We start from the raw sequence: 20,416 nt of genomic DNA on the forward strand, positions 1-20,416 counted from the left end.
CACCCGCGGAGGGGATTCGCGGGTGGCTGCGCGCGGTGGGCTCGGCTACGGGCGGGGCAGCACGCAGCCTGCCCGAGTCAGGTCGAGCACGTTGCCGGGGGCGAAGCAGTTCGGGATGGTGTAGGTCTCCTGGGCGTAGCCGATGCCGGGGTGTATGGTCACCGCGCCGTTCTGGTCCACCTCGCACGGGTTGTTGAGCGTGCAGGTCTGGCCGTCCTCGTTGCTTGTGTTGTTCACGGCGACGACCTGGCCGGTGTTGACGTCGACCACCGGGGAGCCGGAAGTGCCGCCGATGATGTTGCAGCCGGAGGTGTAGCGCAGCGAGTCCTTGAAGGTCCAGCTGCTCTCCTTGAGGCGGTAGGCGAAGCCGTCCACGTTGCAGGAGTAGATGGTCTTCCAGTAACCGGAGGGCACCTTGATGGCGCTGCCTGCCACCGGATGGGTGGTGGACATGGTCAGCGGCGAGATCCCGTAGGTGTTCTTGATGCTCGCGTAGCTGGTGGTCAGCCGGTAGATGGTGACGTCGGTGTCGGTCATCGTCGAGTAGACGACCCGGTTGGCGCGCACCGTGCCGAGGCTGCTGCCGCTGCCGCTGAGCAGGGTGAAGCTGCGGGTGGACGCCTTGTTGGTGATCACCTGGCCGGGGGACGGCATGCCGGTCTCCAGGCAGTGGCCGTTGGTGAGGATCAGTCCGGGGTCGGTGTCCACGGAGTTGGGCATCCGGATCAGCGAGCCGGAGCAGTTGCTGAGCGCGACCGTCCCGGCCAGGTTGACGGTGACGGCGGACGCGGGGGTGGCGGTCACCAGGGCGGTCCCGGCGAGCAGGACGGTGCCGAGCGCGCCGATGAGCGGCTTCTTCATGGGGGTGTGCCTCTCAGGGATGTGGGGGTCCCACTGGGGTTCCCCTAAATTGGCGCGCCCATGACACTATGTCAAGAGTCGTCACACGCCCGGATTTCCCGCAAGGACGCATCAACTCACCCTCCAGCAAAGGCTTTCCACGACAGCAGCCCGCCCGGGGGAGAGCCCCCCTCGCCGCCCTCGCCCCCCACCTCCGACCAGCGCCCCCCGGTGTCCGTTTTTCACCACGACCTGTCGGCCCGGCACCTCGCCGACCGGCCAAGCCCCGCCGTACGGTCGAACAGCAGACGGAAAACGGCAGAGGAGACACCCCCATGAGCACCATCACCCTGTACGGCGCCACCGGCACCATCGGCTCCCGCGTACTGGACGAGGCGCTTCGCCGCGGCCACACCGTCACCGCCGTGGTCCGCGACCCGGCAAAGCTGACGGTCTCCCACCCGGCGCTCACGGTGGCGGTCGGGGACGTACTGGACCCGGCGTCGGTGGCCGAGCACGCCAAGGGGTCGGCCGTGGTGGTCAGCGCGGTCGGCGGCGGCGACGGCCCGGGCCACCAGGCCCTGATCGCCCCGTCCGCCAAGTCGCTGGTGGCGGGCCTGCGCACGCTGGGCACCGACACGCCGCGACTGATCGCGGTGGGCGGCGCGGGCTCGCTGCGCACCCCCGACGGCAAGCAGGTGTGGGACACCGAGGGCCTGCCGGAATTCCTGCTGCAGATCATGCACGCGCACGGCGACGCACTGGACTTCCTGCGCACCGTCACCGACCTGCGCTGGACCAGCCTGTCCCCCGCAGCCACCATCACCCCCGGCGAGCGCACCGGCAGCTACCGCGAGGGCCTGGAGGACCTGCTGATCGGCGCCGACGGCGAGAGCCGGATCTCCACCGAGGACTACGCGGTGGCGCTGCTGGACGAGATCGAGCACCCGAAGCACATCGGCGAGCGTTTCACCGTCGCCTACTGAGAGGCCTTGGGAGCGCGAGCTGACGAACGCAGGTGGGTGCGACGACAGGGGCGCGTGGGGGTACCTCCCGGCCCGCCAGGGCTGGGGGAGAACTGCGCGAAGCGGAAGGCACCCAACCGCAAGGTCGCGACGCAGGCAATAACTTGAACACTGCTGGCGACCTTACGGACCGGCCGGCGCTTGTCGCGCAGTTCCCCGCGCCCCTGTCGTCGCACCCACCTGCCTCGCCGGCTCAGTCGGGGATCACCAGCGCCGGAGTGTCACGCGTAAGCACCTCGCCGCGGAAGAACGCGGGGCTGCGGCGCGTCATCACGGCCATCGCGACCAGGCCGACCGCCAGCAGGCCGGCGCCGACCACGAAGACGCTGCCGATGCCGAACACGGAGCTGCCGCTGCCGTAGGACGGGTCGATCATGTCGACCATCGACTTGCCGAAGATCGCGGCCAGGGTGAGCCCGCCGATCAGCGGGAAGATCACCTTGAGCACCGCGTCACGGACCGAGTTCCGCAGGTCGCCGCGGAAGTACCAGGCGCAGGCGAACGCGGTCAGCGAGTAGTAGAAGCAGATCATCAGCGTCAGCGCGGCGATGGTGTCGGCCAGCACGTGCGAGCTGACCAGGGTCATCACGGTGTAGAACGCGCCGGTGCCGACACCGGCGGTGATGATCGCCCGGCCCGGGGTCTTGTAGCGATCGTTGACCTCGGTGAAGGAGGACGGCAGCGCCTCGTACACGCTCATCGCCAGCACGGTACGGCTGACCGGGATGAACGTGGTCTGCAGGCTGGCGGAGGCGGAGGCCAGCACGGCGACGAACAGCAGCACGCCGAGGACCGGGCCCATCACCGGGCCGGCCAGCACGGCGAGCACGTTGGAGGAGGTCTCGGGGTTGCCCAGGCCGGTGCCGGTGGTGCCGACACCCGCGTACATCTGCACCGCGACGGCGGTGAACAGGTAGGAGCCGACCAGCACCACCATGGCGAGCATCGCGGCCCGGCCGGGGGTCTTGTGGCTGCCGCCGGTCTCCTCGTTGGCGCTCAGACAGGCGTCCCAGCCCCAGTACATGAACAGCGACAGCGACAGGCCGGCCACGAACGCGGTGAAGGAGCTGGCCGCGAACGGGTTGAGCCAGCTCCAGGAGAAGTGCAGCGACCCGGCAGCGCCGTTGCCGGTGGCCTTGACGACCGCCATCACGCCGAACAGGCCGAGGACGAGGAGTTGAAGGCCCACCAGGGCGTATTGGACACCCTTGGTGGCGGTCATGCCGCGGTAGCTGATCATCGTCGCGATCGCGATCAGACCCAGGCAGGTGACCACGTGCACCAGCTTGTTGTCGTTGAGCGCGGCGACCGAGTCGCTGCGGGTGATCTCGCCGAGCAGCAGGTACAGGTACTCGGTGGCGACGCCCGCGAGGTTGGACAGCACGATGATCGTGGCGATCACCAGGCCCCAGCCGCACATCCAGCCGATCTTCGGGCCGAACGCCTTCACCGTCCAGGTGAAGGAGGTGCCGCTGTCGGGGATCGCTTTGTTCAGCTCCCGATAGGCGAAGGCCACCAGCATCATCGGCAGGAAGCCGGCCAGGAAGAGGGCCGGCATCTGCAGGCCGACGGCGGCCACGGTGGTGCCCAGCGTCGTCGTCAGGCAGTACACCGGGGCGACCGTGGACACGCCGATCACGGCGTTGCCCAGCAGGCCCACCGAGTTGCTGTTGAGGCCCTTGGAGCGGACACCGTGCGAAGCGTCCGACCCGGCGACGCCGTCGGCGCCGGCCCGCGGGCGATTGTGGAGCTGAACCATGCGGGAACCGTAACTCCGACTATTTCCGCAGCAGACCACGGCAGAAGCCCGTCGTTCGCCTGCGTTTCATCCGATGATAGGCTCAGTTTCCATTGATTGCATGATCCTCTAGCGCAATTCGCCTTCGTTTCGGCCCTGTGAACGGCGTATGAACCCGGGACGAAAACCGCACCTCACCCCGTTTCGGCCCTTTCGGGCATCAGTATGAGAAACGCCACATACCTCCCCGGGATCGGAACCGGCCTCCCGGACGACGCGTCAGCGACCGTTCGGACACCTCTGGTTCCCCCGCCTGCGGGCCCCCAGGGTTCCCCCGTCACTCCGGGGAGGGGACCGGTATGACCGGCGCACCGACGTCCGACACCGAAATCCGCACCGTCCGGGCCGGCCGCCCCGGACCAGGGCCCGTCCGCTGCTCCGTCGGCGACCTGCTGCTCGCCGACCTCCCCGTCTCCGTCGTCCTCTTCCACGACCGGCCGCTCGACGCCGACGCCCTCGCCACCGGCCTCGCCCTCGCCCTCGCCCGGCTCCCCGAATTCGCCGGGCGCCTGCGCACCACCCCCGACGGCGAGCTCTGGATCGCCACCGACGACTCCGGCGTCCCCTTCACCGTCGCCGACTCCCCCCACACCATCACCGAGGCCTTCGACCGGACGGCACTGCCCGCGAGCGGCCTGGTCGACCACGTCCGCGCCGCCGAAGCCCGGCAGACCCGCCTGCCACTGCTCACCGTCCGGCCCACCCGCCTCGCCGACGGCACCGGCGCCCTCGGCAACCTGCTCGGCGAGATCCGCCTGCCCTGGCGCCCCGGCACCACCCCCGCCCAGTACGCCGCCGAGCTGCGCACCGCCGTCGAGGAGTTCACCGCACCGCACCTCTCCCTGCGCAGCAACCAGCGCTTCCTGCAACGCATCGGCCGCGAGCGGATCACCGACTGCGTCCCCGCCGGCTTCGACCCCGCCCGCCGCGCCCTCACCATCTCCAGCTGGTGCCGCCTCGGCCTGCACCAGCTCCCCCTGGCCGGCCACCGCCCGATCGCCTTCAGCCCCGCCGCCACCCTCCAACTCCCTTGGAGCTCCTGGCTGGTCGAGGGCCCCGGCGGCGAAGGCCTGCTCTGGACCCTCGTCCTCCCCACCCGCCTCAGCGCCAGGCTCCGCGGCGCGCACGATCTCCTCCACCCCTACCGCGACGCCTCCGACCTCCTTCCTTCCGTCGGCCCACGCAAGCTGCTGTGAAGGTGTCAGGCCTGGTTTCTCGTCCTGGCCACGGCGTCCGTGTACAGCTCGGTGGTCAGGTCCGCGTCCGCGACACCGAGCCGGCGCAGCGCACGGCGGACGGCCGCCAGCGCGGACGGCAGCTCCGCCGCGTCCGCCGCCGGGGTCTCCACCTCCAGGAACACCCCGGCCAGCTCCGGCACCTCCACCACCGTGGCCAGCAGCGGGCGGCCGTCCTCGGTCAGCTCCCAGTTCCGGCACCGCTTCTCGAACGCGATCGTCTCCACCAGCCCGCTGCCGCGCAGGATCGCCCGCAACGCCACCGGATCGGCCACCACCGTCTCGGTCTCCGGCTTCGACCCCGACGCCTCGTCCACCGCCGCACCCTTGTACGTCAGCACCGTCCGCGTCCCGGCCGCCCCCGTCACCGTCCGCACCCGCAACTCGGCCCCGCCCGCCGTCAGCTCCCCACCCGGCCGGTCGAAGTACACGTCCCGGTACACCTCGGCCCGCCCCGGCGCGCCCGCCCAGGCCGTCAACCGCCCCACCAGCCCGTCCGGCTCCCGCACCCGGGCCTTCAGCTCCGCCTCGATCGTCATCGGCCCGGCCGGTCCAGCAACCCCAGCAGGCACGCCAGCGCCTCCGCCGGGTCGGTCGTCTCCAGCACCGTCTCGGCCCCCTCCCAGGCCGGCGCGGCCAGGACCCGGTAGCCGCCCTGCCAGGCGGCGACGGCCGGGAACGATTCGCCGCCGGCGTCGCGGAAGTCCCGGCTCCTCGACAGGCGCAGCTGGTTCATCGACGTACACGGCCACAGCTCGGCCAACCCGGGCTCGGCGAGGGCCAGGCGCAGCAGGTCGCCCATCGACGTCCCCACCCAGCCGTGGTCCCACGCCGGACCCCAGTGCTCCGCCAGGGCCGCCCACTCCGCACGGCGCTCCTCCGGCCCGCCCAGCACCCGGTCCACCGTCCGCAGCGCGGCGTCCCACGGGAACGGGCGGGCGTCGCCGGTGCCCGGCTCGTTCGGCACGAAACCGTCCTCGCCGAGCAGGACGTGCACGCCCGCCTCACGCAGGGTCGCCACGCTGCGGGCGAACTGCGGGTGCGCGGCGAGGGCCGTGTTCACACACGGCATCACCACCACCGGGATGCCCTTGCCGAGCGCCTCGGCCGCACAGCCGACCACCCAGGAAGTGGTGAGACCGAGCGCCAGACTGTTGAACGAGTTGAACGTCGCCGGAGCGAACAGCACCACGTCCGGCACCGGCAGCACATCCGGCTGCCCCGGCCACCGGTACGCCGACTTCACCGGATACCCGGTCAGCTCCTCCAGCCCCGGCAGCTGCGCCTCCAACCACCCCCGCGCCGCCGGCGTCAGCCCGACCGCCACCTCCCAGCCCCGCCCCCGCGCGTCCCGCACCACGTCAGGGAGCCCGAACACCGCCCCCGCCGCCGCCCCGAACAGATACACCACCGGCCGCCCGGCCCCACCACTCTCCATCCCCCCATGCAACCGGCCCGCCACCCACCCCCGCAATCCCCGCCGCCACTGCTGGGGAACCGCCGGGGCGGGTGTCAGCGCCGGTGAGCAGCTTGTGGCCGGGGCAGCGTCCAGGCCGGGGAGTCGGCGGGCGGTGGCGGGACGATCTGCCAGGTGCTGCGGTCGGGGCTCTGCTCCCAGTACGGCACCAGCCCGCCCTGGCCCTTGCCGTCGTCGTAGTACATGCCGTGGGCCCAGTACTCGGGTTCCTCGTGGCACATCAGGTCGGGGTAGGGGTCGAACTTCTCGTTTCCCCAGGCGTGGTTCACCCGGGCCACGGCCTCGGCCCTGGTGATGCCGAAGGTCTGGAGGACGTCGGCGATCTCGGAGAAGAACTCCAGCATCCGCTCGTCCGCGTCCATGAGGAACTCGCTCACCATTCGTACCCTCCCCGGTGGGCCCGCCGCCGTGGCCCGACCCGTGCCGCAACGCCGAAGGCCCCTCCACCGGGTGGGTGGAAGGGCCTCTGACCTGCAACTTTCGGAGTGGGCGCAGACGGTTTCGAACCGCCGACATCCGCCTTGTAAGGGCGGCGCTCTACCGCTGAGCTATGCGCCCGCATCGAAGTGGACCGGTGGGCCGGTCGCACGACGAATGGACAGACTACCTGGTCCCGGGAGTGGTTCGCCGCCCCTGGGGGGAGGGGGTGTTGTCGGGGGGTGCCCGGCGGGGTGGGTGATCGGGAAGAATGGCGGTGGAGTGGCGGGACGGGACGGAGCAGGGAGCACGTGGTGAGGGTGGCCGGCGGCGGTGGCGGGGGTCGGGGCGGCTGGTGGGGCGGCGGCTGGCGGGACGGCGCGCGCGCGGACGCCAGGGCGGCCCGGGAGGCGGCGCAGGAGTCGTTCTACGAGCTGGATTCGGCGCAGCGGGACGCGCTGCTCGCAGTGGAGACGGTGAAGTCGGCGGGCGAGCCGGCCACCTCCCGCCGGGTGGAGCAGGAGTACGCGGAGCTGGTGGCCCGGATCGACCAGGTGACGGTGGCGTACCTGGGGGCGCTGGACGCGGTGGACCTGGAGGCGGCCGAGCTGGACCCCTCGGCGGCGTTCCGGGCCAAGCAGCAGCTGGAGCAGGCCAAGCGTGAGCTGGACTCCAAGCGTGCCGAGCTGGGCACCTTCGTCAGCCGCCTGCAGCCGCTGGTGGAGCACGCCGAGGCGCAGCTGATCCGGGTGACGCCGGCGGTGGAGCGGGCCAAGCAGGCGCTGCTGGCGGCGAGTGTCGCGCTGGATCAGGCCCGGGACGCGGGGTTGAAGGCGGACGATCTGGCGGCCCGGCTGGCCGAGCTCGCGCCGGAGCTGACCAGGCTGAACCAGGGCGTCTCGCAGCACGGCGTGCCGGCCACGCTGCAGCGCGCGGAGGACGTGGTGCGGCGGGCGGAGGAGGTGCGGGCGGAGGCGGCGAAGCTGCCCGAGCGGGCCGGCGAGATCGACCGTCGGGTGGGCACCCTGCGGACCAGGATCGACGCGCTGGAGAACCGGGCTGGCACGGTGGAGCCCGCGCTGAGCGAGTTGCGGCGGCGGTTCTCGATGGCCTGCTGGCAGGACCTGCAGAACGTCTCGGCGCAGACCGCGGACGCAGTGCGGACGGCCAGGTCGCGGCTGACCGACGCGGTGCGGGCCCGGGGCGACCAGCGCTGGGCGGACGCCACGGCGGCGATCGGCACCGTGCGGGCGCTGCTGGAGACCGCCGAGGGCTCGGTGACGGCAGTCAACGAGCGGCTGCGGCAGCTGAACGAGGTGCAGCACGATCCGCAGCGCGAGATCGAACGGGCCCGCTTCGCGCTGCGCGACGCCCAGCGGCTGGCGATGGCCGGCCGCCAGGCGCCGGACCCCCGGCACGCCGGCCCGCTGGACGCGGCGGTGGCCCGTCTGGACCGCGCAGTCGCCTCGCTGGAGCAGGCCGGCCGGCACCCCGACTACTGGCAGTTCCTGACCGAGCTGGCGGCGGTGCGGGAGACGGCGGCCGAGGTGGTCACGATGATCCGCGGCCACTGAGCGAACGCCGGGCCGGCAGCCGGGCGGGCGGACGCATGGGCGGCCGGCGAAGCGACGGCCGGCGAAGTGACGGCTGGCGAAGCCGCGGCCCGGCACCCGAGCGGTCGCCCGCCGACCCCGTCCGCCTGCTCTCCGATCGAACGCCGGGACGGCAGCCCGGAACAGGCACATGGGCAGCTGGCGAAGCGGCGGCCTGCGAAGCCGCGGCCCGGCACCCGAGCGGTCGCCCGCCGACCCCGTCCGCCTGCTCTCCGATCGAACGCCGGGACGGCAGCCCGGAACAGACACATGGGCGGCCGGCGAAGCGACGGCCGGCGAAGCCGCGGCCCGGCACCCGAGCGGTCGCCCGCCGACCCCGTCCCCCTGCTCTCCGACGGCACCCGCCGCACCGACCCCGTCCCCCCGACCCAGCCCGGCCCAACCCGCCCCACCGCGAGCGCCACCCCCGGTCGGCTCGCCGCCCCGATCGAGCCACTCGCCGTACCGTCCCCGCGTCACTGTCCCCGCGCCCCCGCCGACGGCGGGCAAGCGGGCGCCGACACGCAGTCACCTCTCGGTACCCTGCTGACCATGCCTCGCTACGACTTCCGCTGCCGCTCCTGCGGCGCCACCTTCGAACTCAGCCGCCCGATGGCCCAGGCCAACGACCCGGCCGTCTGCCCGGAGGGCCACCCCGACACCGTGAAGCTGCTGTCGACCGTCGCCGTGACGGGTGGCGCGTCCGGCGCCGCCGCCCCGGCCCCGGGCGGCGGGGGCGGTGGCTGCTGCGGGGGTGGCTGCTGCGGCTGACCGGCGCGCACCGGCCACGCGTCATCAACCCACGACTCATCAGCCCACGACTCATCAGCCCACGACAGCGACCTCTCCCGCGCGGACCCGGGCCAGCATCTGTCGGAGGATCTCCTCACCCGCCGCGACGCCGATCTCGGTGAGCGCGGTGACGCCGCCGGCGCTCCACCCGGTCTCGGCGAGTTCGCCGTGGCCGGGTCGCCAGCCGTGGTCGGCGGTGAGCAGCAGGTCCGCGTCGAGCAGTGAGTCGCCGGCGGCGAGGACCGTCTGCGCGCCGGTGCGGCGGCGGACCTCGGCGAGTGCGGCGCTCTTGGACAGCGGTGCGGGCACCGCGTAGACCTTGCGGCCCTGGAGGGAGACCGTCCAGCCGCGTTCGGCGCACCAGGCGGTGAGGTCGTCGATCCAGCCGGCGGGGAGTGCGGCGCGTTCGACCACCAGGTAGGCGAACAGCTCGTCGGCGACCCGCCGCTTGTGTGTCCACTCGGGGTCGGCGGTGATGGCGAGGTGTTCGACGACCTCGGGCAGCGGGGCACTGGCGGCGTCCAGCCGGGTGCGGATCTCGTGCTGCCAGTCGGCGTCGGGCACCCCGTCGACCAGCAGGTGGCCGCCGTTGGCGCAGACCGCGTACGGGGGGATCCAGCCGGGGGTGGGGCCGGGGAGGTTGATCCGCTCGTACTGGGTGCGGGTGCGGGTGGTGATCGGGACGACGGGGGTCTGCTCGGCGAGTTCGGCGAGCAGTTCGGCGGCCGTCTCGGTCATGAAGGAGAGCGCCTTGCCGTCGTGCACCTCCACTGAGAGCAGTCGCGGGGCGAGCCGGTCGGGCACGTCCAGGGCGAGCGCGCGGTTGGAGTAGACGAGGGTGCGGTCGAGGTCGCTGGCGACCAGGAACTGCGGCACGGGCGGGGTCTCCTTCGGTCGGGGGCAGGGTCAGGTGTGGACGGCGGTGCCGTCCGCGCCGGTGGCGCCGCGGGTGTAGCGCGGGTGGATGAGGCCGACGCAGCTGTACGGCAGGTGGTCGATCTCCTCGACGGGGACGCCGCGTTGGGCGGCGAGCAGCCGGACGTGGTCGAGGTCGGCGCCGGCGCCGCGGCGGGCGAGGATCCGCCAGGGGACGCGGCGCAGCAGCACCCGGGTGGTCTCTCCGACGCCGGGCTTGACCAGGTTGACGTTGTCGATGCCGTACTCGGTGCTTATTCGCTCGACGGCGGCCCAGCCCTCCCAGCTGGGGGTGCGGTCGGCGAGGGCGAGGCGGGCGGTCTCGGCGGCGACGGCGTCGGCAACGGCGGGGAACGCGGCGGCGACGGTGTCGACGAACCGGGCGGACACGTCGGCCTCGGCCAGGTGCCGGTAGTACTTGGCGCCGTGGAACTCGTCCGGTCCGGTCAGGTCGGCGCGCAGCACGGTGCGGGAGACCAGGCCGGAGACGGTGGAGTTGAGGCAGGCGGAGGGGATCAGGAAGTCGTCGCGGGTGCCGTAGGTGCGCACGCAGCTACCGGGGTCGGCGAGGACGGCGAGGCCGGGGTCGAAGCCGGTGCCGGCCAGGGCCTGGCCGAGCTCGCGGGTGATGGCGCCCTTGCCCGTCCAGCCGTCGACGAAGACCACGTCGGCGGCGCGGTGGTGGGCGGCGAGGTGGCGCAGCGCGACCTGGTCGATGCCGCGGCCGCGGACGATGGAGACGGTGTAGTGCGGCACGTCGAGGCCGTGGGCGTGGGCGAGCCAGCGGCGGATCAGGATGCCGACGGGGGTGCCGGCCCGGGCCAGCGAGGCGAGCACCAGGTGCGGTCCGCGTTCGCGCAGCAGCGTTTCGGCGACGGTGCCGACGGCGGTGGCCAGCCGGGCGGCGGAGGCGGCCAGCGCGGTGTGGAACAGCTGCTGGTACTCGGGGCTGGGCTGGTACTCGACCGGCAGCGACTCGGCGTAGTGGGCGCCGCCGGACTGCACGGCCTCCTCGCGTTCCTCGACGGGTGCTTCGAGCTGGACGTCGGAGAGGTCCTTGAGCAGCCAGGTGACGTCGGCGGCCGGGTAGCTGGAGAAGGCCGGTCCGTGCAGCGGGCGGGCGGCGGGCGGGGAGGGGGCGGTGTGTGCGGTCATGCCGGGCCTTCGGTGGGGTGCGCAGGGGTGATGCTCGGGCAGCGGGTGGTCGGCGGGGCGTCAGGCGGGTGGCGTGGGGCGGTACGACGGGAGAACGGCGAGCACCACGTGGTCGGTGGCGGTGCGCAGGCGGGGCAGAAGGGCGTCGGGGCCGTGGTGCAGGGCGGGGGTGTCGGCGGGGTCGTCGACGACCAGGACGACGGTGTCGAAGCGGCGGGCCGGGTCGCTTCCTGGGGCGACGTTGTAGACATAACGCTCGGTTGCGTCGGCGCCGGCCGGGTCGTCGTGGGCGGTGAAGGCGAGCCGGGTGCGGATCGCGTAGCCGGGGTGGTCGTGGGCGAACACCGGGGAGCGGGTGGTGGTGGAGAACCGCACCTCGGCGTCCGGGAGTTGGCGTTGGAGGGCGTCGGCGAGCCGCAGCGGGGCGTACATCAGCTCCTCGCAGCCGAGCACCAGGACGCGGCGGGGCCGGGGGCCGACGGCGGCGGCGAGGGCGGCGCCGAGCGCGGGGAGCGCGTCGTCCAGGCGGCGGCGGTGGGCGGGGGTGAAGCCGTGCCGGCCGCCGTCCGGCAGGCCGTCCGGCCAGGGCAGCCGGAGCTGCGTCAACTCGCCTTCCGTCGGGGCCGGTTGTGGCTGTTCGGGAGCGGGGGCGGCGTCGATGAGTGCCCGGGCGCGGTCCAGGACGTCCTCGGGCAGCTGGACGCCGCCGCCGGCGGTGGCCACCAGGTCGAGCCGGGCGCCGAGTTCGGCGGCGGCGGCCTCCAGCCGGGCTCGGTCGGCCGGGGTGCGCAGATCGACCAGGGCGACCACCACGTACCGCTCGCGGGGGTGGGCGGCGTGCAGGGCGCGGATGGTGTTGAGCACCGTGGTGCCGGTGGAGAACTCGTCGTCCACCAGCACCAGCGGGCCGTCCCCGGCGAGCAGTTCCGGGTCTTCCGGGAGCAGCAGGTGGCTGGTGGCGTGCGAGTGCTCCTCCTCGAAGCCGCCGAGCGGGGCGAGGCCGGGCACGGGGCGGCGGGTGGAGTGCAGGTAGGGCGCGTCGAGGCCGTCGGCGACGCTGTGGCCGAGGGCGGTGGCGGTCTCCGCGTAGCCGAGCACCACGGCGCGCGCGGTCTGCGCCGGGCCGAGCAGTTCGGCCACCCGGCGGCCGAGTTCGAGCCCGGCGCCGTGCACCACCTCGGGCCGCTGCGGGACGTGCTTGCCCAGCACCTGGGAGACCAGCAGGTGGGCGCGCTTGGGGTTGCGGCGCAGCGCGAGGCCGATCAGCGCGGTGAGTTCCGGCCCGCCGGTCAGGCGCAGGCCCAACCGGTCGGTGACCCACTGGCCGGTCCAGGGGTCGGCCCCGACCGGCCCGGGGGCGGTGGTCTCGACGGTCATCGGGGGCTCCTCTCAGCAGGACAACGGGTGGTGCGGGTGCTACCTGGAAGGACGCACGGCTGCGCGTCCGGGTTCGAGCGTACGGGGCGCGCCACGGCCCGCGGATCGACCGACCGGCTCGGCTCCGCGCTCCGATCGGCGCGAATCGGATGGCCGTCCGGTGGACGACGCCATCCTCCGATCGGCTGACACCAGGTCAAAAAGGGCAGGCTCAGCAGACGCAGGCCGAGAGCAGTTCGGCGAAGGACACCTCGGCCCGCGCGACGCCGAACACCTCGGCGCGCAGCAGCACCCGCTCCGCCCAGGCCCGGTGCGGCTTGGCCTCGTTCATCTTGTTGGTGTACGCGGAGCGGCTCACCCCGCCGCCGCCCCGGTGCTGCTGGAGGATGTCGGTGGCGTCGCACAGCTCCTCGTGGGTGACCACGGACAGCGCGTGCACGGCGGCGACGTGGCTGGGGTGGATGCAGGTCTTGCCCAACAGCCCGTTGGCCCGGTCGAGTTCGATCTCCCGGATCAGCCCGTCCAGGTCGTGCTCGATCAGCCGCTGCCGGACCTGGTCGGCGGGCGGGGTGGCCTCGGCGAACGGGGTGCGGCGCAGCTGCGGCTTGAACATCCGTTCCTGGAGCGGGAAGTACTCCCAGACCGGACCGGTGACGGTGAACCCGGTGCCGTCGGCGCGGCCGAGCACGTTGACCACGTCACCGATCACCTGGGCGACCAGCGCCACGTCGTAGGCGGTCAGGTCGGGCGAGCGGCGCAGCCCGTACGCGGAGCACAGGTCGGTGACGCCGAGCCGCACCGCGAGGACCCGCTCGCGGTGCTTGTCGAGCAGCCGGGCGATGCCGAACAGCTGCTCGCGGCGGCTCTCCAGGTGGGCGAGTTCGGGCGACTCCAGCACCGGCATGATGAACAGCCGCCGCCCGCCGGTCTCTTCGGCGCAGGTCAGCGCCTCCAGGAACGGCCGCCCGCTGTCCTCGGTGAACTTGGGCACCACGAAGCCGCTGAGCAGCCGCAGCGCGGGGCCGAGCCGCCGGGCCAGGTCGGTGATCTGCTCGGGGGCGCGCACCCGGACGAACAGCAGTGGCAGTTCGGCCTCCGCGCCCTCGGCGGCCAGCGCGGTGAGTTGGGCGACCAGGTTGCGCTCGGCGTCGTCCACCTCGTGGTCGGCTATCGCGTCCTCCAGGCACAGCACCATGGACACCACGCCGCGGGCGGCCTGTCGGCGGATGTCGCGGGCCAGGGCGGGGCGGGTGGCGGGGCTGTAGAGCGTGGCGCCGAGCGCGGTGGCCAGGACATCCGCCCCGCTGTCCCGGTCGAAGGCAACGGGCTGCTCGTGAAAGAGCCGGCTGCGGACGTCGTCCGCGAGATGCCCGAAGTGGCGCAAAGTGCTCTCCCGCTCTGATCTGTGGGGCCCCGCTCGGGGCCGGCGACGGCCGACCCCTCGACACTTGGACGGTTGGCGTGGCCGGATAGTTCGCCGGGGCGCGCTCGCCTCGGCGGGATCGGGAGCACCGGGCCGCCGGCCGCCCATGGTACGGCCGGACCACGCCGGGGAAGCAGTTCGGAACCGCGAATTCCCACCACCCTGCCGCCACTGCCCGGGCTCGCCGGTGCCGCGCCCGCGTTGTCCCGGCCCCCTGGCAGGCGGCAGGATGGTGCGTTATGACGCATGTGATGGCGAAGGGCGCCAACATCCCGCTGACGGCCGGCGCCGTCCGTGCCGTCCTGCGTTGGACGGACGCCCCGGGCACCCCGGACGTGGACGCCTCGGCCCTGCTGCTGGCCGAGGACGGCAAGGTCCGCGACGACCTGGACTTCGTGTTCTACAACCAGCCCCGGCACCCGTCGGGCCTGGTCCGCCACCTGCCCAAGCAGGCCGCGGACGGCTGGGTCTGGGACGCGGTGGAGATCGACCTGGCGAAACTGCCCGCCGGCGTGGAGCGGGTGGTGCTGGCCGGCTCCGCCGAGGGCGGGGCGTTCCCGGCCGTACCGGGCCTGCGGGTGCTGCTGTTCGACGCCGGCGCGCCCGAAGGGACGCCCGCGCTGGCCGAGTTCGCCATCGACGAGTCCGAGCAGGTGACGGCCCTGGTCGCCGCCGAGCTCTACCGCCGCTCCGGCAGCTGGAAGTTCCGCGCCGTCGGCCAGGGGTACGTGGACGGGCTGATCGCGCTGGCCACCGACTTCGGCATCACCGTCGAGGACTCCACCGGCGACGGCGGCACCCCGCTGGCCGCCGACCCCCGGGTGCCCGGCCCGGCCGCCGCGCCCGAACCGCCCGCGCCCGCGCCGCTCCCGGTGGACGAGGACGACTGGACGCTCGCCCCGGCGCTGCCCACCCAGGCCCCCGCCCCGGCGCCGGTCGCCGCGCAGCCCGCCCCGATCGTCGCCCCGCCGCCGCCCGCGCTGCCGCCGACCGTCCACCACACCGCGCAGCCCCCCGCCCCGCAGCCCGCCGGCTACGGCTACCCGCAGCAGCAGGGCTACGGCTACCCGCCGGCCCAACCCCAGCCCCAGCCGCAGGCGGGCGGCTACGGCTACCCCCACCCGGCCGCCCCCGGCTACGGCCACCCACAGCCGCAGGCCGCCGGTTACGGCTACCCGCAGCAGCCGCCGGCGCCGCCCGCCCCTCAGCAGCCGGTGCGGCAACAGCCCGCGCCCGCGCCGCCGCAGCCCGCACAGCAGCCCCCGGCGCCCGCCCAGCCGGGCACGCCGTTCGCGCTGCCGCCGCAGGGCCCGCAGTTCCAGCCACGCTGACCGCGCTGCCGCATCAACTCCCGGGCCGGTCCGCGGTCTTGTACCCGCGCTCCCACTGCATACCGAACCCGTACAGCCGGTCCAGGTCCGACTGGAACCCGTGCACGTACTTCACCTCGCGACGGATCGTCAGCTTGCCCTCGCCGTTGTTCTCGATCAGCACCACCGCGCACGAGCGGGCCGCCGCGGCCCGCTCGTCCAGCTTGATCTCGATCCGCGGCCCGCTCTGCGGAACGATGGTGACCACCGCCTGGGTGCGGTCGAACGCCGGGGTGTCGTCGTAGATGTAGACGAACACCAGCAGCCGCTTGAACTGGTCCTTCTTCTCCAGGTTGATGTGCATGGTCTCGCCGGACGAGGCGCCTGACACGTCGTCACCGGAGAGCTTGATGTACGGCGGCTTGTTCAGGTCGCCGAACAGCCGGCCGAGCGGCTGCACCACGCCCCGGGTGCCGTCGGCGAGTTCGTACAGGCAGGCCAGGTCGAGGTCCACGTTCAGCGGGGCGGAACCGCCGGCGGTGGGTGCCAGCGGGCGCAGGATCCGCGGGTCGAAGAACCGGCGCAGCGAGCTGCCCGCGGTGGGCCGCTCGGCGCTGCGGGTCGACCAGTGCAGGTTGATGTACAGGTAACCGGTGGTGGCCGCCGAGCCCGTGATGGCGTGCTGCGGCTGGGACTTGGTCAGTGTGACCTTGAACTGCCCTCCGGTGTCGAAGCTGTTGCGGTCCCCTTTCAGGAACTCCCACACCGAGACCATCGTGTCCTCCCCCAGCGCCGGTTTCGTCCTAGCTCTCCAATACCCACCCGCAGGGCCCTGAGTCAACGTCAACCCGCTGGTACGGACCGCTGGCAGAGGGTTCGTCACTCCCGTACGATGCCTGCCCCTCGGACGCGATATCGTCTCTCCGCACAGGTGTCCCGTGCGTTGTCCCGTGCGCCACGTCACCTCCAACTTCCCCTGCCCTGCGGAAAGCCGAGGCCCTCCCCGCGATGAACCTCTCCTCCATACAGCTGGTCTGGGCCGTGGTCGGCGGTGCAGCCCTGCTGTTCACCGCCATCCTGGTGGCCTTCCTGCGCTTCAAGAACAACAAGACCGAGGGGTCCGAGGACTCCTGGGAGCGCAGCGAGGAGCGCCGCCGCCGCAAGGAGGCCATCTACGGCGGTGCCTCGTACGTCCTGCTGTTCTGCTGTGCCGGTGTCGCGGCCGCGCTGTCCTTCCACGGCCTGGTCGGTTTCGGCCAGCAGAACCTGAACCTGTCCGGCGGCTGGGAGTACCTGGTCCCGTTCGGCCTGGACGGCGCGGCGATGTTCTGTTCGGTGCTCGCGGTGCGCGAGGCCAGCCACGGTGACGCGGCGCTCGGCTCCCGCATGCTGGTGTGGCTGTTCGCGATCGCCTCGGCCTGGTTCAACTGGGTGCACGCCCCGCGCGGCGGCTCGCACGACGGCGCGCCGCAGTTCTTCGCCGGCATGTCGATCTCGGCGGCCGTGCTGTTCGACCGCGCGCTGAAGCAGACCCGCCGCGCCGCGCTGCGCGAGCAGGGCCTGGTCCCCCGCCCGCTGCCGCAGATCCGCGTGGTCCGCTGGCTGCGCGCCCCGCGCGAGACCTACGCCGCCTGGTCGCTGATGCTGCTGGAGAACGTCCGCAGCCTGGACGAGGCCGTCGAGGAGGTGCGCGAGGAGCGCCAGGCCAAGCTGGACGCCAAGATCCGCGCCCGCAGCGCCGACCGCCGCGAGCGGGCCGAGCTGAAGGCGATCTCCCGGCAGAACGGGATGCTGGGCCGGGCCCGGCACGGTCGGCAGGTGCCTGCCCTGGCCGCCGCGGGCGACACCCCGTCGTCCGCTACGGAGCCTGCCCTAGCCGCCGAGGAATCCTCTCTCGACCGGGTCGGCCCCTCCGCCCTGGAGCCCGCCGCCCTGAACGCCGGCCGCCGCCCCCGCGCCGCCGTCGAATCGCCCCTCACCGGCAGCACCAGCACCAGCACCAGCAGCTCGTACTCGTCCAGCATCGACCTGACGATGGACGAGGACACCCTGTCGATGCCGAAGCTGGACTCGCTGGAGCGCAAGCTCCGGGCGATCGAGCAGCAGCTCGGCTGAGACCCAGCAGCTCGGCCGGCACCCGCCACGAACGAGAGCCGCCCACCGGGGAGTTCCCCGGTGGGCGGCTCTCTGCGTACGGTGCGCCGGTCAGCTCTCGGCCGACGCGGCGCCCTCCAGCGCCTGTTCCCGCTTGTTGCGGACCATCGAACTGGCCAGTGCCGCGCCGATGAAGGCGACGCCGACCAGGCCGGTGACGAGCTCCGGGATGTGGTACTTGATCGAGGCGAGCAGGATCAGCGCCAGCGCGCCGATCGCGTAGTGCGCGCCGTGCTCCAGGTACACGTAGTCGTCCAGGGTGCCCTTGCGGACCAGGAAGACGGTCAGCGAACGGATGTACATCGCGCCGATGCCCAGGCCCAGGGTGATCTGGAAGATGTCCTGCGAGATGGCGAACGCGCCGACCACGCCGTCGAACGAGAAGGACGCGTCCAGCACCTCCAGGTAGAGGAAGAGGAAGAACGCGGCCTTGCCGCCGACCTGGACGATCGACTTGCCCTTGCGCTCGGCCTCGTGCTCGGCCTCCTCCTGCTCCTCCAGGCCGGCCTCGAAGACCCCGGAGAGGCCGTTGACGGCGAGGTAGGTGGCCAGACCGCAGACACCGGCCAGCAGGACCGTTTCGGCGCGGTCACCGGCGAACAGCCGGGCCGACACGGCGAGCAGCACCAGCGCGATGACCGAGGAGAGGGCCTCCAGCTTGCCGATCTTCTCCAGCGGCTTCTCGATCCAGCGCAGCCAGTTGAACTCCTTCTCCTCCAGGATGAAGTCGAGGAAGATCATCAGCAGGAAGATGCCACCGAACGCGGCGATCGCCGGGTTGGCCATCTCCAGGTACTGCGCGTAGGTGTGCCCGTCGTGGGTCTTGCTGGAGTCGAGCGCCAGCTGCACCACGGTCGCCGGGTTGAGGTGCGCGGTCAGGGCCACCACCAGCAGCGGGAAGACCAGCCGCATGCCGAAGACCGCGATCAGCACACCGACCGTCAGGAAGATCTTCTGCCAGAAGGCGTTCATCCGCTTGAGAACGGTGGCGTTGACGACGGCGTTGTCGAAGGACAGGGAGATCTCAAGGATCGAGAGGATCAGGACGACGCCGAATCCTTCGGCCCCCCAGATCAGGCCGGCGGCAATCAGGCCGGCGATCGTGATGGCGAAGGACCATCCGAACGTACGGAGGAACACGGGGTCAGTTACCTTTCTGGCTACCGGAATTGACCGATTCCGGGCTGCTTACTGAACGTTGACGCCAAAGTCGAGCGCGATGCCGCGCAGGCCGGACGCGTAGCCCTGGCCGACGGCACGGAACTTCCACTCGCCCTGGTAGCGGTACAGCTCGCCGAAGATCATCGCGGTCTCGCCGGACGCGTCCTCGGAGAGGTCGTAGCGGGCGATCTCGCTGCCGTCGCCCACGTTGATCACGCGGATGTAGGCGTTGGAGACCTGCCCGAAGCTCTGCAGCCGGGCGTCGGCGTCGTAGATGGACACCGCGAAGACGACCTTGTCGATCTGCACCGGCACCAGGTCGAGGTGGACCTCGACCACCTCGTCGTCGCCGTCACCGTCGCCGGTGAGGTTGTCGCCCTGGTGCTCGACCGAGCCCTCGGGGCTGCGCAGGTTGTTGTAGAAGACGAAGTACTCGTCGCCGAGGACCCGGCCGCCGGCGCACAGCAGCGCACTGGCGTCCAGGTCGAACGGCGCGCCGGTGGTGGACCGGGCGTCCCAGCCGAGGCCGATCTGGACCCGCGTCAAGTTCGGCGCGGCCTTGGTCAGCGAGACGTTTCCGCCCTTGGCAAGGGTGACGGTCATCGGACTTTCCTCCCAGCTCCCGTCTCCGGGGCTCCCGGGGTGTACAGCGGCGGTCTGCCGTCGAAAGCCGCCCGGGAGGGCCGGTCCGACGGGGCACGTCCGAAGGACGCACTCCAAGAGATCTACGCCCCTCGACGGCCGTACAGTGCTGCACACCCGACTGAACTTCCTGAACTCCGCTCTCCGCCCGGCCCGGCCGCCGCGCCCTGCGGGCCCCCATCGCCCGCGCACGCTCCCCGGCCGGGGGCGGATCGCGGCCGAATCTATCAAGCCCCCCACCCGGTTCCGCTCCGACCGGGACCCGCCGGCTTTCCGCCCCGGTACGCGGCCGGGACCGCCGGACGAAGCATCGCGCGGGCACGGACACACCAGGAGCCGGGGCAGGAACGGCGACGGGCCGGGCCCGTAGGAACGGACCCGGCCCGCAGCACCATGCCTGCCGAAACCTCGGAACCTCAGACGTTGACGCCGAAGTCCTGCGCGATGCCGCGCAGGCCGGAGGCGTAGCCCTGGCCGATGGCGCGGAACTTCCACTCGGCGCCGTTGCGGTACAGCTCGCCGAAGACCATCGCGGTCTCGGTCGAGGCGTCCTCCGACAGGTCGTAGCGGGCGATCTCGGCGCCGCCGGCCTGGTTGATCACCCGGATGAAGGCGTTGCGGACCTGGCCGAAGCTCTGCTGCCGGTTCTCCGCGTCGTAGATCGACACCGGGAAGACGATCTTGGCCACGTCGGCCGGGACGCCGGCCAGATCGACCTTGATCTGCTCGTCGTCGCCCTCGCCCTCGCCGGTGAGGTTGTCGCCGGTGTGCTCGACCGAGCCGTCGGCGCTCTTCAGGTTGTTGAAGAAGATGAAGTCGGCGTCGGAGCGGACCCGGCCCTGCTCGGTGCAGAGCAGCGCGCTGGCGTCCAGGTCGAAGTCCGTGCCGGTGGTGGTGCGTACGTCCCACCCGAGGCCGACGACCACGGCGGTCAGGCCGGGCGCCTCCTTGGTGAGCGAGACATTGCCGCCCTTGCTCAGGCTGACACCCACGTGGTCCTCCAAGAAGTCGGGTTCCCGATCCGTCAACGGCCCGATCGTAGTGCGGGGTTCCCGGCCGGGGATGGCGACTCGGCCCGGCGCCGCGCCGGAAAGGTGCGGCGC

Annotated in this window: 17 protein-coding genes, 1 tRNA gene and 1 pseudogene; 6 read left to right on the top strand and 13 right to left on the bottom strand. The window is 72.5% G+C overall.

Going from position 1 to position 20,416, the window contains the following annotated elements:
* Positions 1–45: 45 nt before the first annotated feature.
* Complete coding sequence (locus tag ACFV18_RS10575) at positions 46–861, bottom strand: serine protease (protein ID WP_380481501.1); 816 nt, start codon at positions 859–861, stop codon at positions 46–48.
* 314 nt (positions 862–1,175) lie between these two features.
* Here ACFV18_RS10575 and ACFV18_RS10580 point away from each other — a divergent pair, with 314 nt between their 5' ends.
* Positions 1,176–1,826, top strand: coding sequence for an NAD(P)-dependent oxidoreductase (locus ACFV18_RS10580; RefSeq protein ID WP_380481503.1), 651 nt, complete (start codon positions 1,176–1,178; stop codon positions 1,824–1,826).
* A gap of 232 nt (positions 1,827–2,058) precedes the next feature.
* Here ACFV18_RS10580 and ACFV18_RS10585 read toward each other — a convergent pair whose 3' ends face one another.
* Positions 2,059–3,624 carry an APC family permease gene (locus ACFV18_RS10585; RefSeq protein WP_380481505.1) on the bottom strand — a complete coding sequence of 522 codons (1,566 nt, stop codon included), beginning with the start codon at positions 3,622–3,624 and terminating at the stop codon, positions 2,059–2,061.
* A gap of 338 nt (positions 3,625–3,962) precedes the next feature.
* Between ACFV18_RS10585 and ACFV18_RS10590 the strand changes: the two genes are divergently transcribed.
* Positions 3,963–4,859, top strand: a complete 897-nt coding sequence (locus ACFV18_RS10590) for an acyltransferase (protein ID WP_380481507.1) — start codon at positions 3,963–3,965, stop codon at positions 4,857–4,859.
* Positions 4,860–4,864: 5 nt separating this feature from the next.
* On the opposite strand, the gene ACFV18_RS10595 is transcribed toward ACFV18_RS10590, so the two are convergent.
* From ACFV18_RS10595 to ACFV18_RS10610, 4 genes are all read right to left on the bottom strand, one after another.
* Positions 4,865–5,437 carry a class IV adenylate cyclase gene (locus ACFV18_RS10595; RefSeq protein WP_380481509.1) on the bottom strand — a complete coding sequence of 191 codons (573 nt, stop codon included), beginning with the start codon at positions 5,435–5,437 and terminating at the stop codon, positions 4,865–4,867.
* Positions 5,434–6,336, bottom strand: a complete 903-nt coding sequence (locus ACFV18_RS10600) for a flavoprotein (RefSeq protein WP_380481510.1) — start codon at positions 6,334–6,336, stop codon at positions 5,434–5,436. The genes ACFV18_RS10595 and ACFV18_RS10600 overlap by 4 nt, the downstream gene beginning before the upstream one ends.
* A gap of 74 nt (positions 6,337–6,410) precedes the next feature.
* Complete coding sequence (locus tag ACFV18_RS10605; protein WP_380481512.1) at positions 6,411–6,755, bottom strand: hypothetical protein; 345 nt, start codon at positions 6,753–6,755, stop codon at positions 6,411–6,413.
* 106 nt (positions 6,756–6,861) lie between these two features.
* Positions 6,862–6,933, bottom strand: a tRNA-Val gene (locus ACFV18_RS10610).
* Between the two features lie 173 nt (positions 6,934–7,106).
* Between ACFV18_RS10610 and ACFV18_RS10615 the strand changes: the two genes are divergently transcribed.
* Positions 7,107–8,366, top strand: a complete 1,260-nt coding sequence (locus tag ACFV18_RS10615) for a hypothetical protein (protein ID WP_380481513.1) — start codon at positions 7,107–7,109, stop codon at positions 8,364–8,366.
* A gap of 570 nt (positions 8,367–8,936) precedes the next feature.
* Positions 8,937–9,155, top strand: a complete 219-nt coding sequence (locus tag ACFV18_RS10620; RefSeq protein WP_380481514.1) for a zinc ribbon domain-containing protein — start codon at positions 8,937–8,939, stop codon at positions 9,153–9,155.
* A 54-nt stretch (positions 9,156–9,209) separates the two neighbouring features.
* Here ACFV18_RS10620 and ACFV18_RS10625 read toward each other — a convergent pair whose 3' ends face one another.
* The 3 genes and pseudogenes from ACFV18_RS10625 to ACFV18_RS10635 form a co-directional block, all read right to left on the bottom strand.
* A complete protein-coding gene (locus tag ACFV18_RS10625; RefSeq protein ID WP_380481516.1) occupies positions 9,210–10,052 on the bottom strand; it encodes an HAD family hydrolase in 843 nt (280 codons plus the stop codon).
* 30 nt (positions 10,053–10,082) lie between these two features.
* Positions 10,083–12,623, bottom strand: a pseudogene (locus ACFV18_RS10630) (phosphoribosyltransferase).
* Positions 12,624–12,834: 211 nt separating this feature from the next.
* Positions 12,835–14,007 carry an HpcH/HpaI aldolase/citrate lyase family protein gene (locus ACFV18_RS10635; RefSeq protein ID WP_380481518.1) on the bottom strand — a complete coding sequence of 391 codons (1,173 nt, stop codon included), beginning with the start codon at positions 14,005–14,007 and terminating at the stop codon, positions 12,835–12,837.
* Between the two features lie 278 nt (positions 14,008–14,285).
* Between ACFV18_RS10635 and ACFV18_RS10640 the strand changes: the two genes are divergently transcribed.
* Complete coding sequence (locus ACFV18_RS10640) at positions 14,286–15,377, top strand: TerD family protein (protein WP_380481520.1); 1,092 nt, start codon at positions 14,286–14,288, stop codon at positions 15,375–15,377.
* 13 nt (positions 15,378–15,390) lie between these two features.
* Here the strand turns inward: ACFV18_RS10640 and ACFV18_RS10645 are convergent, their stop codons facing one another.
* Positions 15,391–16,131 (bottom strand): Tellurium resistance, encoded by a 741-nt coding sequence (locus tag ACFV18_RS10645; RefSeq protein ID WP_380481522.1) that lies wholly within the window; start codon positions 16,129–16,131, stop codon positions 15,391–15,393.
* A 233-nt stretch (positions 16,132–16,364) separates the two neighbouring features.
* Between ACFV18_RS10645 and ACFV18_RS10650 the strand changes: the two genes are divergently transcribed.
* A complete protein-coding gene (locus tag ACFV18_RS10650) occupies positions 16,365–17,471 on the top strand; it encodes a DUF2637 domain-containing protein (protein WP_380481524.1) in 1,107 nt (368 codons plus the stop codon).
* Positions 17,472–17,561: 90 nt separating this feature from the next.
* Here ACFV18_RS10650 and ACFV18_RS10655 read toward each other — a convergent pair whose 3' ends face one another.
* The 3 genes from ACFV18_RS10655 to ACFV18_RS10665 all read right to left on the bottom strand — a co-directional run bounded on the left by ACFV18_RS10655 (position 17,562) and on the right by ACFV18_RS10665 (position 20,305).
* On the bottom strand, positions 17,562–18,650 hold the full coding sequence (locus ACFV18_RS10655; RefSeq protein WP_380481526.1) for a DUF475 domain-containing protein: 1,089 nt from the start codon (positions 18,648–18,650) through the stop codon (positions 17,562–17,564).
* Positions 18,651–18,698: 48 nt separating this feature from the next.
* Positions 18,699–19,274: a TerD family protein gene (locus tag ACFV18_RS10660; protein ID WP_380481528.1), complete on the bottom strand. Its 576-nt coding sequence runs from the start codon at positions 19,272–19,274 to the stop codon at positions 18,699–18,701.
* A 455-nt stretch (positions 19,275–19,729) separates the two neighbouring features.
* Positions 19,730–20,305 carry a TerD family protein gene (locus ACFV18_RS10665; RefSeq protein WP_380481552.1) on the bottom strand — a complete coding sequence of 192 codons (576 nt, stop codon included), beginning with the start codon at positions 20,303–20,305 and terminating at the stop codon, positions 19,730–19,732.
* Positions 20,306–20,416: the final 111 nt, after the last annotated feature.

Origin of the sequence: Kitasatospora sp. NPDC059673, assembly GCF_042734215.1 — a bacterium.
GTDB lineage: Bacteria > Actinomycetota > Actinomycetes > Streptomycetales > Streptomycetaceae > Kitasatospora.

Bases quoted from the DNA above. Each gene is read 5' to 3' on its own strand.
- ACFV18_RS10575 (WP_380481501.1), bottom strand. From the start codon at position 861: ATGAAGAAGCCGCTCATCGGCGCGCTCGGCACCGTCCTGCTCGCCGGG.
- ACFV18_RS10580 (WP_380481503.1), top strand. From the start codon at position 1,176: ATGAGCACCATCACCCTGTACGGCGCCACCGGCACCATCGGCTCCCGC.
- ACFV18_RS10620 (WP_380481514.1), top strand. From the start codon at position 8,937: ATGCCTCGCTACGACTTCCGCTGCCGCTCCTGCGGCGCCACCTTCGAA.
- ACFV18_RS10590 (WP_380481507.1), top strand. From the start codon at position 3,963: ATGACCGGCGCACCGACGTCCGACACCGAAATCCGCACCGTCCGGGCC.
- ACFV18_RS10645 (WP_380481522.1), bottom strand. From the start codon at position 16,131: ATGGTCTCGGTGTGGGAGTTCCTGAAAGGGGACCGCAACAGCTTCGAC.
- ACFV18_RS10595 (WP_380481509.1), bottom strand. From the start codon at position 5,437: ATGACGATCGAGGCGGAGCTGAAGGCCCGGGTGCGGGAGCCGGACGGG.
- ACFV18_RS10640 (WP_380481520.1), top strand. From the start codon at position 14,286: ATGACGCATGTGATGGCGAAGGGCGCCAACATCCCGCTGACGGCCGGC.
- ACFV18_RS10600 (WP_380481510.1), bottom strand. From the start codon at position 6,336: ATGGAGAGTGGTGGGGCCGGGCGGCCGGTGGTGTATCTGTTCGGGGCG.
- ACFV18_RS10650 (WP_380481524.1), top strand. From the start codon at position 16,365: ATGAACCTCTCCTCCATACAGCTGGTCTGGGCCGTGGTCGGCGGTGCA.
- ACFV18_RS10660 (WP_380481528.1), bottom strand. From the start codon at position 19,274: ATGACCGTCACCCTTGCCAAGGGCGGAAACGTCTCGCTGACCAAGGCC.
- ACFV18_RS10605 (WP_380481512.1), bottom strand. From the start codon at position 6,755: ATGGTGAGCGAGTTCCTCATGGACGCGGACGAGCGGATGCTGGAGTTC.
- ACFV18_RS10585 (WP_380481505.1), bottom strand. From the start codon at position 3,624: ATGGTTCAGCTCCACAATCGCCCGCGGGCCGGCGCCGACGGCGTCGCC.